General features: G+C 60.0%; 11 protein-coding genes. 6 read left to right on the forward strand and 5 right to left on the reverse strand.

The genetic code is table 11. From position 1 onward, the window contains the following. Positions 1 to 9: 9 nt before the first annotated feature. Positions 10 to 285, reverse strand: a complete 276-nt coding sequence (locus tag AO353_RS26690) for a metal/formaldehyde-sensitive transcriptional repressor (RefSeq protein WP_054598351.1) — start codon at positions 283 to 285, stop codon at positions 10 to 12. Positions 286 to 339: 54 nt separating this feature from the next. Here AO353_RS26690 and AO353_RS26695 point away from each other — a divergent pair, with 54 nt between their 5' ends. Further along, positions 340 to 1,791 (forward strand): MFS transporter, encoded by a 1,452-nt coding sequence (locus tag AO353_RS26695; RefSeq protein ID WP_237142940.1) that lies wholly within the window; start codon positions 340 to 342, stop codon positions 1,789 to 1,791. A gap of 188 nt (positions 1,792 to 1,979) precedes the next feature. Here the strand turns inward: AO353_RS26695 and AO353_RS26700 are convergent, their stop codons facing one another. Both AO353_RS26700 and AO353_RS26705 read right to left on the reverse strand, forming a co-directional pair. Then, entirely contained in the window at positions 1,980 to 2,318 is a 339-nt protein-coding gene (locus AO353_RS26700; protein WP_054597673.1) for an FKBP-type peptidyl-prolyl cis-trans isomerase, read from the reverse strand. Positions 2,319 to 2,417: 99 nt separating this feature from the next. After that, positions 2,418 to 2,726, reverse strand: coding sequence for an RcnB family protein (locus tag AO353_RS26705; RefSeq protein ID WP_054597674.1), 309 nt, complete (start codon positions 2,724 to 2,726; stop codon positions 2,418 to 2,420). Positions 2,727 to 2,967: 241 nt separating this feature from the next. Here AO353_RS26705 and AO353_RS26710 point away from each other — a divergent pair, with 241 nt between their 5' ends. Together AO353_RS26710 and AO353_RS26715 are read left to right on the forward strand one after the other, a co-directional pair. Next, positions 2,968 to 4,272, forward strand: a complete 1,305-nt coding sequence (locus tag AO353_RS26710; protein WP_054597675.1) for an MFS transporter — start codon at positions 2,968 to 2,970, stop codon at positions 4,270 to 4,272. A 25-nt stretch (positions 4,273 to 4,297) separates the two neighbouring features. Next, positions 4,298 to 5,074: a substrate-binding domain-containing protein gene (locus tag AO353_RS26715; protein WP_054597676.1), complete on the forward strand. Its 777-nt coding sequence runs from the start codon at positions 4,298 to 4,300 to the stop codon at positions 5,072 to 5,074. Positions 5,075 to 5,088: 14 nt separating this feature from the next. On the opposite strand, the gene AO353_RS26720 is transcribed toward AO353_RS26715, so the two are convergent. Then, the gene (locus AO353_RS26720) at positions 5,089 to 6,006 is read right to left on the reverse strand and encodes a LysR family transcriptional regulator (RefSeq protein ID WP_054597677.1); all 918 of its coding nucleotides are present in this window, start codon (positions 6,004 to 6,006) and stop codon (positions 5,089 to 5,091) included. A gap of 195 nt (positions 6,007 to 6,201) precedes the next feature. Here AO353_RS26720 and AO353_RS26725 point away from each other — a divergent pair, with 195 nt between their 5' ends. Together AO353_RS26725 and AO353_RS26730 are read left to right on the forward strand one after the other, a co-directional pair. Beyond that, positions 6,202 to 8,010: a monovalent cation:proton antiporter-2 (CPA2) family protein gene (locus AO353_RS26725; protein WP_054597678.1), complete on the forward strand. Its 1,809-nt coding sequence runs from the start codon at positions 6,202 to 6,204 to the stop codon at positions 8,008 to 8,010. 79 nt (positions 8,011 to 8,089) lie between these two features. Beyond that, entirely contained in the window at positions 8,090 to 9,193 is a 1,104-nt protein-coding gene (locus tag AO353_RS26730; RefSeq protein WP_054597679.1) for a DNA alkylation repair protein, read from the forward strand. A 655-nt stretch (positions 9,194 to 9,848) separates the two neighbouring features. Here the strand turns inward: AO353_RS26730 and AO353_RS26735 are convergent. Further along, positions 9,849 to 10,742 carry a LysR family transcriptional regulator gene (locus tag AO353_RS26735; protein ID WP_054597680.1) on the reverse strand — a complete coding sequence of 298 codons (894 nt, stop codon included), beginning with the start codon at positions 10,740 to 10,742 and terminating at the stop codon, positions 9,849 to 9,851. A 134-nt stretch (positions 10,743 to 10,876) separates the two neighbouring features. On the opposite strand from AO353_RS26735, the gene AO353_RS26740 reads away from it, so the two are divergent. After that, positions 10,877 to 12,529: a GMC family oxidoreductase gene (locus AO353_RS26740; protein ID WP_054597681.1), complete on the forward strand. Its 1,653-nt coding sequence runs from the start codon at positions 10,877 to 10,879 to the stop codon at positions 12,527 to 12,529. Positions 12,530 to 12,670 lie beyond the last annotated feature (141 nt).

Here is a 12,670-nt window from a genome sequence, read left to right on the forward strand (position 1 = left end):
GCATGACCTTCAATTTGAATAACGACGAATGGCTTGCAGCAACTCTTCAAGACCTTCGGCGCGTTCTTGATCGCTGAGCTCGGGGCTGGCCACGTGTTCACGGGCGTGGGCTTCGATGAACTGGTCCATCAGACCGTTGACCGCGCCACGGATTGCCGCGACCAGATGCAGGGTCTTGGCGCAGTCGGCTTCCGACTCCAATGCCCGCTCGACGGCTTGAACCTGGCCGGCGATACGACGAACCCGCTTCAGCAGATCGTCCTTGTGTTCGTGAATGTGCGACATACCCATACCCCCTATACCTATCTACGGAAAGAATAGTCGTCGATCACGTCAATATTGGCAACCCTGCATTCACCCAATGGTCATGGGATATGCCGCGGAACAGCGCTAGAACAAGTTGAGTTTGTTTCAGGGGCCGCGTCGACCTGTACTCTTGAACGTTCCTGCTTGCGCAGTCGCCCTATCCCGATCAAAGGAATGTCAATGAGTGCAAATTTTTCAGGCATTACGTGGGGCTTTCCCGGCATCGACCGGCGTCTGCTGAAAGTGCAATTCAGTTTTTTGCTGATGGTTCTGGGAGGACGGTGCAATCAACTGGCGGTGGCCTGGTGGACCTTGCAGGAAACAGGCTCTGCGCTCTATTTCGCCAACATGATTGCCTGTTCCATCGCGGCGGAAGTGTTAGCCAAACCCGTGCTGGGATGGCTGGGGGACAAGTACAACAAAATCCTGATAATCAAGCTGGCCTCATGCATCAGCCTGCTGACAGCGCTGTTGATGGTGGTGCTGTCCGCCACGGGGTCGTTCAACCCCTGGACGGTGGGCGCGCTGATGATGATCAGCAGTGCGATCGTCGGCGTGCGAGACCCTCTCCAGGCGTCGATCATTTCTTTGTTTGCAGACGACGATAAAGTCTCTCTGGCCTTTCGGACCAAAAGCGTGATGTCGTCCTTTTCCATTCTGCTGGGGCCGGTGTTGGCCAGCGGGCTGATTTACAGGTTCGGTATCACCTTCGCCTTTGCCGCCGACTTTTTTGCGATTCTCATCGCCGGGACGTTGATCGCGACCATCCCGAGCCACATCGGTGCCACTGGCCAAGACGAAAAAGCCCCGGGTGCCAGCGGCTTCAGCATGATCTATTCCGGCTTCAAAGTGGTTTACGGAGTGAAAGTCGAGTTTTACCTGGCCATCATTGCAATGCTGATCAACTTTGCCCTGTTTCCGTTCTTCACCATCCTGATCCCTCTGTACGTAAAGGACGTCATCCAGTACCCGGTCACTTACATCGGTCTTCTGGATTCGTGCTTCGGGCTGGGCATTCTGGCGGGCAGTTACAAGATCATCGGCTGGTTATCCGACCGGGTCCCCCGTGACATGTGTGTGTCCGCAGGTTTTGCATTACTGGGGGGCAATCTGGTGGCAGTCGGCACCGTTTCATCGTCGTTCATCGTGCCCGTGGCCTTCTTCTGCGGCGGCGTCGGCCTGATGTTGATCAACATCCCCACCTCCGCTGTGAGGTTGCTGGCGACGCCAAAGCTCCATCGCAACCGGATTTTTGCCACGGTTTCATTTCTGTCTGCGGCGGCTAGCCCCTTGGGCAGTTTCGCGATGAATACCCTGATCGCCTATCTGGGGGTTGCACTGACAATCACGCTGCTGGGCGTCATGGTGCTGCTGTTGTCTCTGCTGGTCTTTCTGGTACCCGACTTCAAAACGTTCATGCGTTCCCAGGATACGCAGCTCAATGATGCCTATCTGGACAAATACCCTGAAGCGTTTGCGCACTGACGTGCTTCGCCATGCCTCTGCCTCTGCCTCTTACAAACGGAGTTGCCTTTCACTATGCCGGACTTCAAGGGCCGATCTGAAATCCGCTCTACCCCGAACGCCGCTACCGACCGTTGCGTGCGCGGTTGCTCACCGAGTTTCTCAGCGAGCGAATCTGCCATTTACCGGGGTTCGAGGCGTAACAGCGGTCAGTCGTCGCGAGTCAGCACTTCGAGTAATTCAATCTCGAAAACCAGGTTGGAATTGGGCGGGATGGCGCCCATCGAGCGCTCGCCATATGCCAAGTGCGCTGGCACCAGCAGCTTGCGCTTGCCGCCGACCTTCATACCCATCAAGCCCTGATCCCAACCCTTGATCACTCGGCCGGTGCCGATCACGCATTGAAAGGGTTTACCGCGCTCCCAGGAAGAATCGAACGGTGTACCGTCCTCCAGAAAACCGCGGTACTGGGTGGTAATCAAGGCGCCTTTAACGGCGGCTTTGCCATCGCCCAGTTCAAGGTCGATGACCTGCAATTCTTCGTTCATTACTCTCTCTCGTTCGCGATGACACTAAACACGGCCCGCGTTTTCTCAGATTTCGCGCTGCAGGGCAATCCTGTTGAAGACACTGATGCAGGCGCAAGCTCAACGCTCAATCGGCATGACCGCCAGAATCTGCCCGTTGCCGGTGTGCACCAGCATGTACTTGTCATTGACTTGTACCCACTGGCTCTGGCTTGGCGGGGTATTCAAGCCGCGTCTTTTCCAGTCGACCAGGGCTTTTTCGCTGCGGGTGTAGACGTCCGGCGCCTGGTCGCCGACGTGCAGGTTGCGGGCATTGATTGGCGCCGACTGGACGATGGTTTGCCGGGTATCGGCGGCCAGGACCGTCGGGCAGATAACTGCAAGACTCACAAGCACCGCCATGGCAGCCAGATTTCTTTGACGCAGCATCGGTATTTCTCCAGTGAATGGGTGACACCCGCTCTAGGACCGCCATTGCGTCCGGTCATTCGAAACGCTCACACCTCACTGTAGCGATGATTCTGCGATTGATCTCACCGCAGTGATAATCCATACGCATCAATGGATGTTAAATATGCACTTATCATATCGATCGACCTGCCCCAGTATCCGGCCTTAATAATATCCATGCGCCACGTTGCGCATGTCATAAAAGCGCGGGAGACACAACATGCAGGCTACAACCCATCCGCCAGCGACATCCGCTCGCAGCAAAGTCAGTGCAATTTTCCGGGTCACCTCGGGCAACTTCCTGGAACAGTTCGACTTCTTCCTCTTCGGTTTCTACGCCACCTATATTGCGGCGGCGTTCTTCCCTGCCAGCAGCGAATTCGCCTCGCTGATGATGACCTTCGCAGTGTTTGGCGCAGGTTTTCTGATGCGTCCTTTGGGCGCGGTGATTCTTGGTGCCTACATCGATGATGTCGGCCGCCGCAAAGGGTTGATCGTCACCCTGTCGATCATGGCCAGCGGCACGATTCTGATTGTGCTGGTGCCCGGCTACGAGACCATCGGTCTGTTCGCTCCGGCGCTGGTGTTGATCGGCCGTCTGCTTCAAGGCTTCTCCGCCGGTGCGGAACTGGGCGGCGTGTCGGTGTACCTGGCGGAAATCGCCACGCCGGGCCGCAAGGGCTTTTTCACCAGTTGGCAGTCGGCCAGCCAGCAAGTGGCGATCGTCGTTGCTGCGGCGCTGGGCTATGCGCTGAACCAATGGATGCCGGCGACAGTGGTTGCCGACTGGGGCTGGCGCATTCCGTTTTTCGTCGGTTGCATGATCGTGCCGTTTATTTTCCTGCTGCGGCGCAGTCTTGAAGAAACCGCAGAGTTCACCGCCCGCCGCCACCGCCCAAGCATGCGTCAGGTGTTCGGCACCTTGCTGCAAAACTGGCAGATCGTGATCGCCGGGATGCTGATGGTGGCGCTGACCACCACCGCGTTTTACCTGATCACCGTGTACGCGCCGACCTTTGGCAAAACCGTGCTGCACCTGAGCACTTCCGATGCGCTACTGGTGACCTTGCTGGTCGGCGTGTCGAACTTCTGCTGGCTACCACTGGGTGGCGCACTGTCGGACCGCATCGGTCGGCGCCCGGTGCTGGTGGCGATGACCCTGCTGACCTTGGCCACGGCCTACCCGGCATTGACGTATCTGGTCCAGGCACCGAGCTTCATCAACATGCTGTTGGTGCTGCTGTGGTTGTCGTTCATCTACGGTTTGTACAACGGCGCCATGGTTGCAGCGCTGACCGAAATCATGCCGGTGGAAGTCCGCGTGGCCGGTTTCTCCCTGGCCTACAGCCTGGCGACCGCAGTATTCGGCGGCTTCACCCCAGCGATTTCGACCTTCCTGATTCAGTACTCCGGCGACAAAGCCGCCCCCGGTTACTGGATGAGTTTCGCTGCGCTGTGTGCGTTGTGCGCAACGCTGTACCTGTACCGGCGCTCGACCGGTCGTTTACAAGTCGCCGTGCAATAAGCCAACCCCAGACAGAGAGGTATCGATGAAAAAATTACTGAACCTTGCGGCGCTGACCCTGATCGGCGCCCTGGGCCTGAGCAGCGTTGCCCAGGCTGAAGAGCTGCACGTGATGACCTCCGGTGGCTTCACAGCCGCCTATAAAGTGCTAGGTCCGAAGTTCGCCGCCGCCACCGGCAACACGCTCGATACGGCGCTTGGCCCGTCGATGGGCAAGGCGCCTGAAGCGATCCCCAACCGGTTGGCCCGTGGCGAGCACGCCGATGTGGTGATCATGGTCGGCTACGCCCTGGATGAGTTGATCAAGCAAGGCAAGGTCTTGCCCGAATCGCGAGTTGAACTGGCCGATTCGAGGATTGGTCTGGTGGTGCGCGAGGGCGCGACGAAGCCGGACATCGGCTCGGTCGAAGGGCTGAAGACGACATTGCTCAATGCCAAATCCGTGGCCTACTCCGACAGCGCCAGCGGCGTGTACATCCAGGATCAGCTGTTCAAGCGCCTGGGGATCGAGCCGCAGCTCAAAGCCAAATCGACCATGGTGCCGAAAATTCCGGTGGCTTCGGTGGTTGCCACGGGCGACTACCAATTGGGCTTTCAACAGGTCAGTGAATTGCTCCCGGTGCCCGGCGTGACCTTCGTCGGCAAGATTCCGGAATCCGTGCAGTCAGTGACACGCTTCGCCGCCGGCATTCCGGTTGGTGCGCAACATCCGGTGCAAGCCAAAGCCTTGCTCGACTACCTCGCCTCCCCGGCCGCCCAGCCAGATGTCAAGGCAACCGGACTGGACTCGGTCAGCCGTTAAGCCTGGCGCCGGCCTCAGCCGATCCAGGCTGAGGCCGGTTTGACCTTCATTTCAATAATCAGCCGTTCCAGCTCCAGCGCCGCCGGCGTCAGCGTCCGCCCCCGACGCTTGAGCAGGCCGACGCTGCGCATCACTTGCGGGTCAGTCAGCGGTACGTGAGTCAGAATCGGGTGGTCATTGCCGGGCATGGCCATCAACGGCACCGCAGCAATCCCCAGCCCGGCTTCAACCAGACCGATCATAGTGGTGACGTGTCGGGTTTCGCAGATGCTCTGACGCGCCGGCACAATCCCGCTCAACGCCTGATCCAGCAGAAAACGATTGCCCGACGTCTTGTCGAGGGAGATGTAATCCTGCTGGTACAGCTCGCTCCAGCTCACGCTTGCGCGGTTGGCCAAGGCGTGATCGCGTCGGCAAGCGACCACATAACGTTCCTGCACCAGCGGTTCGAACTCGACGTCGGCCTCCAGCGTGCCCATGAAACTCAAGCCGAAATCCGCCTCGCCATTGACCACTGCGCTCAGCACGTCATGGGCGCTGGAGTCGAGCACCTTGACCTTGATTCGCGGAAATCGCTGATGGTATTGAGCGACCACCCGCGGCATGAAGTAATAGGCCGCCGACGGCACGCAGGCCACAGTGACGTAGCCCAAACGGGTCGACGCCACGTCGCTGATCCCCAGCAACGCCACATCCAGGTCATCCAGCAACCGGTCGACACTCGGCGCAAACGCGCGCCCTGCCTGGGTCAGGCTAACGCGGCGAGTGGTGCGCTCGAACAGTTTGACGCCCAGTGCGTCTTCGAGCTTTTCAATCCGTCGACTCAGCGCCGGCTGGGAGATGCGCACCGCGTCGGCGGCCTTGCGAAAGCTGCCCTGCTCGACCACGGCGCGAAAAGCCTGCAAGTCATTCAGGTCGAAGTTGATGGCCATGAAGCGCACTCAGCGGCAAACGAATTGATCAGCTTATCCTATGGATGTAACAAATTGATGCAAAATGTAACGCAAAAATCCGCCATAGACGGCACTCATGACTGACTGATGCCGGCCCAGCCTTTATCCTTGTCGCCTTTCCAACCCATGATTGTCTGCAATTTTTGTTGTTCGACGTTTTCCCAGGAGTCAGCCATGCCCCATGAAGGCAACCTGTTGCAAGCCGCTGTCGTCTTTCTGTTCGCGGCGGTGCTCACCGTGCCTTTGGCCAAACGCCTGCAACTGGGCGCGGTGTTGGGCTATCTGCTGGCCGGCGTCATCATCGGGCCGTCGGTGCTGGGATTGATCGGCAACCCGCAAAGCGTCAGCCATATTTCCGAGCTTGGCGTGGTGTTGCTGCTGTTCATCATCGGCCTTGAGTTGTCGCCACGACGGCTGTGGGTGATGCGCAAGGCGGTGTTCGGCGTCGGTCTGGCGCAAGTGCTGCTGACCGGTTCGGTGATCGGCGTGCTGGCGTTCTACGTGTTCGGCCAGGCGCTCAATAGCGCGATCGTGCTCGGCCTGGGGTTGGCGTTGTCGTCCACCGCGTTCGGTCTGCAAAGCCTGGCTGAGCGCAAGGAACTGACCAGCCCGCACGGGCGGCTGGCGTTTGCGATTCTGCTGTTCCAGGACATCGCCGCGATCCCGCTGATCGCCATGGTGCCGCTGCTCGCCGGCGGTGATCACACCTCGACCGCCGCTGAAGAGTTGAACCATGTCCTGCGGGTGCTCGGCAGCATCGCAGTGGTGGTGATTGGCGGGCGTTACCTGTTGCGACCGGTGTTTCGTGTGGTCGCCAAAACCGGCCTGCCGGAAGTCTCGACCGCCACCGCGCTGCTGGTGGTGATCGGCACTGCATGGCTGATGGACCTGGTCGGCGTGTCGATGGCACTCGGCGCATTCCTCGCCGGCCTGCTGCTGGCGGACTCGGAATACCGCCATGAACTGGAAGCGCAAATCGAACCATTCAAAGGCCTGCTGCTGGGGCTGTTTTTCATCAGCGTCGGCATGGGCGCCAACATCAGCCTGCTGTTCAGCGCCCCAGCGACGGTGCTGGGCCTGACCCTGCTGCTGATCATGCTCAAGCTGCCGATGCTGTTTGTCGTCGGGCGACTGGCCGGCGGTTTGAATCGGCTGAGTGCGTTGCGCCTGGGTATCGTGCTGGCGGCGGGCGGTGAATTTGCGTTCGTGGTGTTCAAGATCGGCCGCGACCAAGGCCTGTTCGACCCACGGATGTACGACCTTCAGGTGCTGACCATCACCCTGTCGATGGCCGTGACCCCGCTGTTGCTGCTGATGTGCGGCCGACTGGTGAAATCGAAAGTCCAGCCCGTTGCCGTGCCGCCGCACCTGCGTGAAATCGACACCGACGCCCCGCGCGTAGTCATCGCCGGCCTGGGCCGTATGGGACAGATCGTCGCGCGGATCCTGCGGGCACAGAAAATCCAGTTCGTCGCCCTCGATACATCGGTGGAAACCATCGAGCTGTCGCGCAGTTTTGGCGGTGTGCCGGTGTTCTATGGCGATCCGATGCGCCCGGAAATACTCCACGCGGCCAAGGTCGGGCAGGCGGAATACTTTGTGATTGCCACCGATGACCCGGACACCAACATCAAGACCGCCGAACTGGTGCGCAAGCTCTACCCGCACATGAAAATCATCGCCCGTGCGCGTAACCGTCAGCACGTGCACCGGTTGGTCGACCTCGGCGCCGAGGCGATCCGCGAAACCTATTATTCAAGCCTGGAAATGAGTCGCCGGACCCTGATCGGTCTTGGCCTGAGCCAGACCCAGGCCGACGCCCGCATCGAGCGTTTCAAGCATCACGACGAACAAGTGCTCGAAGCCCAGCACGCGATCTACGACGATGCCGCGAAAGTCATGCAAAGCGCCCAGGAAGCCCGAGCCGAACTGGCGCGGTTGTTCGAGGCGGATCGGATTGAGGAAGAGACGGTCAAACCTTGAAGCCAAAAAAGATCGCGTTCCCCGTGGGAACCGCCGCAGGCCGCGATCTTTTGCTCTGAAATGTTGAAAGGAATCCACGATGAGTAGCACCGACCAGTCTTCCCCCGCCCTGAAGGAAATCTTCAACGCCGAGCGCTTGCAACACATCGCCAGCGAAATGCACGCGGTGTACCCGGCGTTCAACGCCAGGGCGTTCCTGAAACTGGCCAATGAAGGCCTGGCCGAGTTGTCGGTGATGCAGCGCATGGCGCGGGTCGGTGAATGCCTGCACGCGGTGTTGCCGCTGAGCTATGAGCAGACACTGGAAATCCTGCGCCCGCTCGCACCACGCTTGAACAGCGGCTTCGTCAGCATGTTCCTGCCTCAGTACGTCGCCACTTATGGTGCCCACGCGTTCGAGCTGTCGATGGACGCGCTCAAGTACTTCACCACGTTCGGTTCCTCGGAGTTCGCGATCCGGCATTTCCTGCGCAGCGACTTCGAACGCTCACTGGCACTGATGCACGACTGGTCGCTGGACGACAACGAACACGTCCGCCGCCTGGCCAGCGAAGGCAGTCGCCCGCGCCTGCCGTGGTCATTTCGTTTGGAACCGGTGCAAGCCGACCCGACGCTGGCAGCAGTAATCCTCGACAACCTCAAGGCCGACAGCAGCCTTTATGTGCGCAAGTCGGTGGCCAACCACCTCAACGACATCACCAAGGACCACCCCGAGTGGGTGCTGAGCCTGATCGAAGGCTGGTCGCTGGAAGACCCGCGCACCGCGTGGATCGCCAAACACGCCCTGCGCAGCCTGATCAAACAGGGCAACCAACGGGCACTGGCGATCATCGGCGCTGGCGGTAAACCCGAGGTCGAGATCCATAACCTCAAGGTTGAACCGCCAGTGATCAGTCTCGGCGAGACCATAAAGCTCTCGTTCGACCTTCACTCAACCGCCAATGACAACCAGCGACTGGTGGTCGATTACGCCATCGACTACGTCAAAGCCTCAGGCGCTACCTCGGCGAAAGTCTTCAAACTCAAGGGCCTCACCCTGCCCGCCCACGCCCGCCAAACCCTCAGCCGCACCCAGCAGATCCGCGAGCTGACCACCCGCAAACATTACGCGGGCACGCATGCGGTACACATCATGATTAATGGTGAACGGCTGGGAAGCACCGCGTTCGAAATTACCCCGTAATCCCGGAGCAGGCACGCGCCTAGCCCTAGCCAGCGATGGGGTCGGTAAAATCACTACCGCCAGCAAGCCGCGCTCCCGCAGTTTTGATTGGTGTACATCTGCGGGAGATGGGTCGGCTGTCAGGCTGCCATCGCAGGCAAGCCAGCTCCCACACTTTTGATTGGGGTACATCCGCAAAAGATAGGTCGACTGTCAGGTCGTCATCGCGGGCAAGCCCGTCTCCCACAAAAAAGGCAAAAAGGCAAAGCAGCGCATACCGTCGCCTTCACCACTCAACAGGCCGAGCGTTAGCTCGCCTGCCGCTGTTGATCTTGATCCACCCGCCCCTTCGGGAGGCCGAGTGGAGGTGTTCATCAGGAGGTTGGCGCGTAGCGCCGTACGGCGTAGCCGGACACATCGAGAGGAGGTCGTCGCGAAGCAGACCGTAGGCGATGCCTCCTGATGAATACCGTAGCGAGGGAACGCCGAGCCTAAGCGAGGTGCCGTACGCTTGGGGCGAGCGTTTTTTTGCTTACTTTTTTTAGGCGCTTGTAAAAAAAGTGAGTCGCCGTAAGGGCGAAACCCTAAGTGGCCGTTACCGCAGAAATGGATATGTACACCTGCGAGAGATAGGCCGGCTATCAGGCCGCCTGGACCAAAAGATCGCAGCCTACACTTAAGAGCCGGGCCCAAGCAGCAGCGCCTGCTCGCGATCACACAACCCCACCACATAATCCCACAACACCCGCAACCGCACCGACTTGTGCAACTCACGCCGGGTACTGATCCAGTAACTGCGCTGAATACTTTCAGCCGGTAACAGCGGCACCAGCTCCGGATCATGGCTGGCCATGTAACACGGCAACACCGCAATCCCCAACCCCGAACGCGCCGCCTGCTGCTGGGCAATCACGCTGGTGCTGTGAAACACCACCTGAGGACTGCGGCAAAAACTGTTGAGAAACATCAATTCCTGACTGAACAACAGATCGTCGACGTAACCGATCCAGGCATGCCGCGCCAGGTCCTCGCGACTGCGCAACGGCGGCGAACGGTCGAGGTAAGCCTGACTGGCGTAAAGCGCCAAACGGTAATCAGTGAGCTTGCGAGTGACCAGCATGTCAGCCGCCGGGCGCTCCAGATGAATACTGATCTCGGCTTCGCGGTTGAGGATACTGACGAAACGCGGCACCGCCACCAACTCCACTTCCAGTCCCGGATACCGGTCAAACAAACCCTGCATGCGACTGGCGAGAAACATGATCCCCAAGCCTTCGGTCACCCCGACGCGAATCTTGCCCAGCGGCGCACTGGACTGGGTGATCTCCTCCTGCGCCAGCAAGGCGACATTCTCCATGGCTTCAGCATGTTTGAGCAGCGCTTCGCCAGCCGGGGTCAGTTGGTAACCCTGGGCTTGCTGGACAAACAGCGCGGTGCCGAGGCTCGTTTCAATCGCCTCGATGTGTCGCGCCACCGTAGCGTGGGTGGTTTTCAAGCGCCGGGCGGCGGTCAGCAAACGGCCGCTGCGTTGCAATTCGAGAAAAAACCGCAAGTCATTCCAGTCGAACATCAGCCTTCCTTGCATGCGTGGGAGTTGATCACTGTTTAAAAACGCACAGCAGCTGAGCAAAAACTAACATTCTTTTGCCGAAAACTAACAACTAGGATGGATCCCAATAAGAACAACACGCTGCGAGGTCATGGATGCAACCTGCCGTTGATGCATACGATTACATCGTGGTCGGCGCCGGACCGGCCGGCTGCCTGCTGGCCAATCGACTCTCCGCCAACCCGCAGCACCGGGTGTTGCTGCTTGAAGCCGGCGGGCGCGATAACTACCCGTGGATTCACATACCCGTCGGTTACCTGTACTGCATCGGCAACCCGCGCACCGACTGGTGCTTCAAGACCGAAGCGCAAACCGGCCTGCAAGGCCGCAGCCTGAGTTATCCACGCGGCAAGGTGCTGGGCGGCAGCTCATCGATCAACGGCATGATCTACATGCGCGGCCAGGCCGGCGATTACGACCGCTGGGCCGCCGAAGGCAACCCCGGCTGGAGCTGGAACGACGTACTGCCACTGTTCAAACAGAGCGAAAACCATTTTGCCGGTGACTCGGCATTTCACGGCGCCGCCGGGGAATGGCGCGTCGAGCGCCAGCGGCTGTCGTGGCCGATTCTCGACGCCTTCCGCAGCGCCGCCGAACAAAGCGGCATCGCCAGCGTCGATGACTTCAACCAGGGCGACAACGAAGGCTGCGGCTACTTCCAGGTGAATCAGAAAGCCGGGGTGCGCTGGAATGCTGCCAAAGCCTTTCTCAAACCGGTTCGCCATCGGCCTAACCTCACCGTCCTGACCAGTGTCGACGTCGACCGCGTGCTGCTGGAAAACGGCCGGGCATCCAGGGTCAGCGCCCGCTGGCAAGGCCAGGTAAACATCTTTGCTGCCCGCAGGGAGATCATCCTCAGCGCCGGCTCAGTCGGTTCGCCGAGCATCCTGCAACGTTCCGGCATCGGCCCGGGCGACCTGCTCAAACGCCTGGGTATCGGCGTCGCCCACGAGCTCAATGGCGTGGGTCGCAACCTGCAGGATCACTTGCAGTTGCGGCTGATCTATAAGCTGGAAAATGCCCGGACCCTGAACCAGATCGCCGGCAGCCTGTGGGGTAAAATCGGCATGGGCCTGCGCTATCTGTACGACCGCAGTGGCCCGCTGTCGATGGCCCCCAGTCAACTCGGCGCCTTCGCCCGCTCCGGACCGGAACAAACCTCGGCGAACCTCGAATACCACGTCCAACCGCTCTCGCTCGAACGCTTTGGCGAACCCTTGCATGCGTTCCCGGCGTTTACCGCGTCGGTCTGCGACCTGCGCCCGCAAAGCCGTGGCCGCGTCGAGATTCGCTCGGCCGACCCGCAACAGCCGCCGCTGATTCAACCCAATTACCTGAGCCATCCCGAAGACCTGCGCGTAGCCGCCGAGGCGATTCGCCTGACCCGGCGCATCGTTGCCGCACCGGCCTTGCAACCGTTCAACCCGGTCGAATACCTGCCGGGCGCGGCCTTGCAAAGCGAAGAACAACTGCACGAAGCCGCCGCGCGTATCGGCACGACGATTTTCCATCCGGTCGGCACCTGCCGCATGGGCAACGATGCCGATGCCGTAGTCGATGCCCAGCTGCGGGTTCACGGCATTCCCGGCCTGCGCATCGCCGATGCGTCGATCATGCCGCACATCACCTCGGGCAATACCTGCTCACCGACACTGATGATCGCCGAAAAAGCGGCGCAACTGATTCTCGCCGCATCGACCTGGAACGCTACCGCGGAAATAGAACGGGTCACCGAGCCGCACCTGTAGGAGCCGAGCTTGCTCGCGATGAACGATGACGCAGATCACCGGATACACCGCGTCACCTGCATCGCGAGCAAGCTGGGCTCCTACGAGGACCGCGCAATACCAGCAGGAGCGGCGCCAGCCCATACGGCCGGCGCTGACAGT

This window comes from Pseudomonas fluorescens (assembly GCF_001307155.1).
Classification (GTDB): Bacteria; Pseudomonadota; Gammaproteobacteria; order Pseudomonadales; family Pseudomonadaceae; genus Aquipseudomonas; species Aquipseudomonas helvetica.

Bases quoted from the DNA above. Each gene is read 5' to 3' on its own strand.
- AO353_RS26740 (WP_054597681.1), top strand. From the start codon at position 10,877: ATGCAACCTGCCGTTGATGCATACGATTACATCGTGGTCGGCGCCGGA.
- AO353_RS26715 (WP_054597676.1), top strand. From the start codon at position 4,298: ATGAAAAAATTACTGAACCTTGCGGCGCTGACCCTGATCGGCGCCCTG.
- AO353_RS26690 (WP_054598351.1), bottom strand. From the start codon at position 285: ATGTCGCACATTCACGAACACAAGGACGATCTGCTGAAGCGGGTTCGT.
- AO353_RS26720 (WP_054597677.1), bottom strand. From the start codon at position 6,006: ATGGCCATCAACTTCGACCTGAATGACTTGCAGGCTTTTCGCGCCGTG.
- AO353_RS26730 (WP_054597679.1), top strand. From the start codon at position 8,090: ATGAGTAGCACCGACCAGTCTTCCCCCGCCCTGAAGGAAATCTTCAAC.
- AO353_RS26700 (WP_054597673.1), bottom strand. From the start codon at position 2,318: ATGAACGAAGAATTGCAGGTCATCGACCTTGAACTGGGCGATGGCAAA.
- AO353_RS26735 (WP_054597680.1), bottom strand. From the start codon at position 10,742: ATGTTCGACTGGAATGACTTGCGGTTTTTTCTCGAATTGCAACGCAGC.
- AO353_RS26710 (WP_054597675.1), top strand. From the start codon at position 2,968: ATGCAGGCTACAACCCATCCGCCAGCGACATCCGCTCGCAGCAAAGTC.
- AO353_RS26705 (WP_054597674.1), bottom strand. From the start codon at position 2,726: ATGCTGCGTCAAAGAAATCTGGCTGCCATGGCGGTGCTTGTGAGTCTT.
- AO353_RS26725 (WP_054597678.1), top strand. From the start codon at position 6,202: ATGCCCCATGAAGGCAACCTGTTGCAAGCCGCTGTCGTCTTTCTGTTC.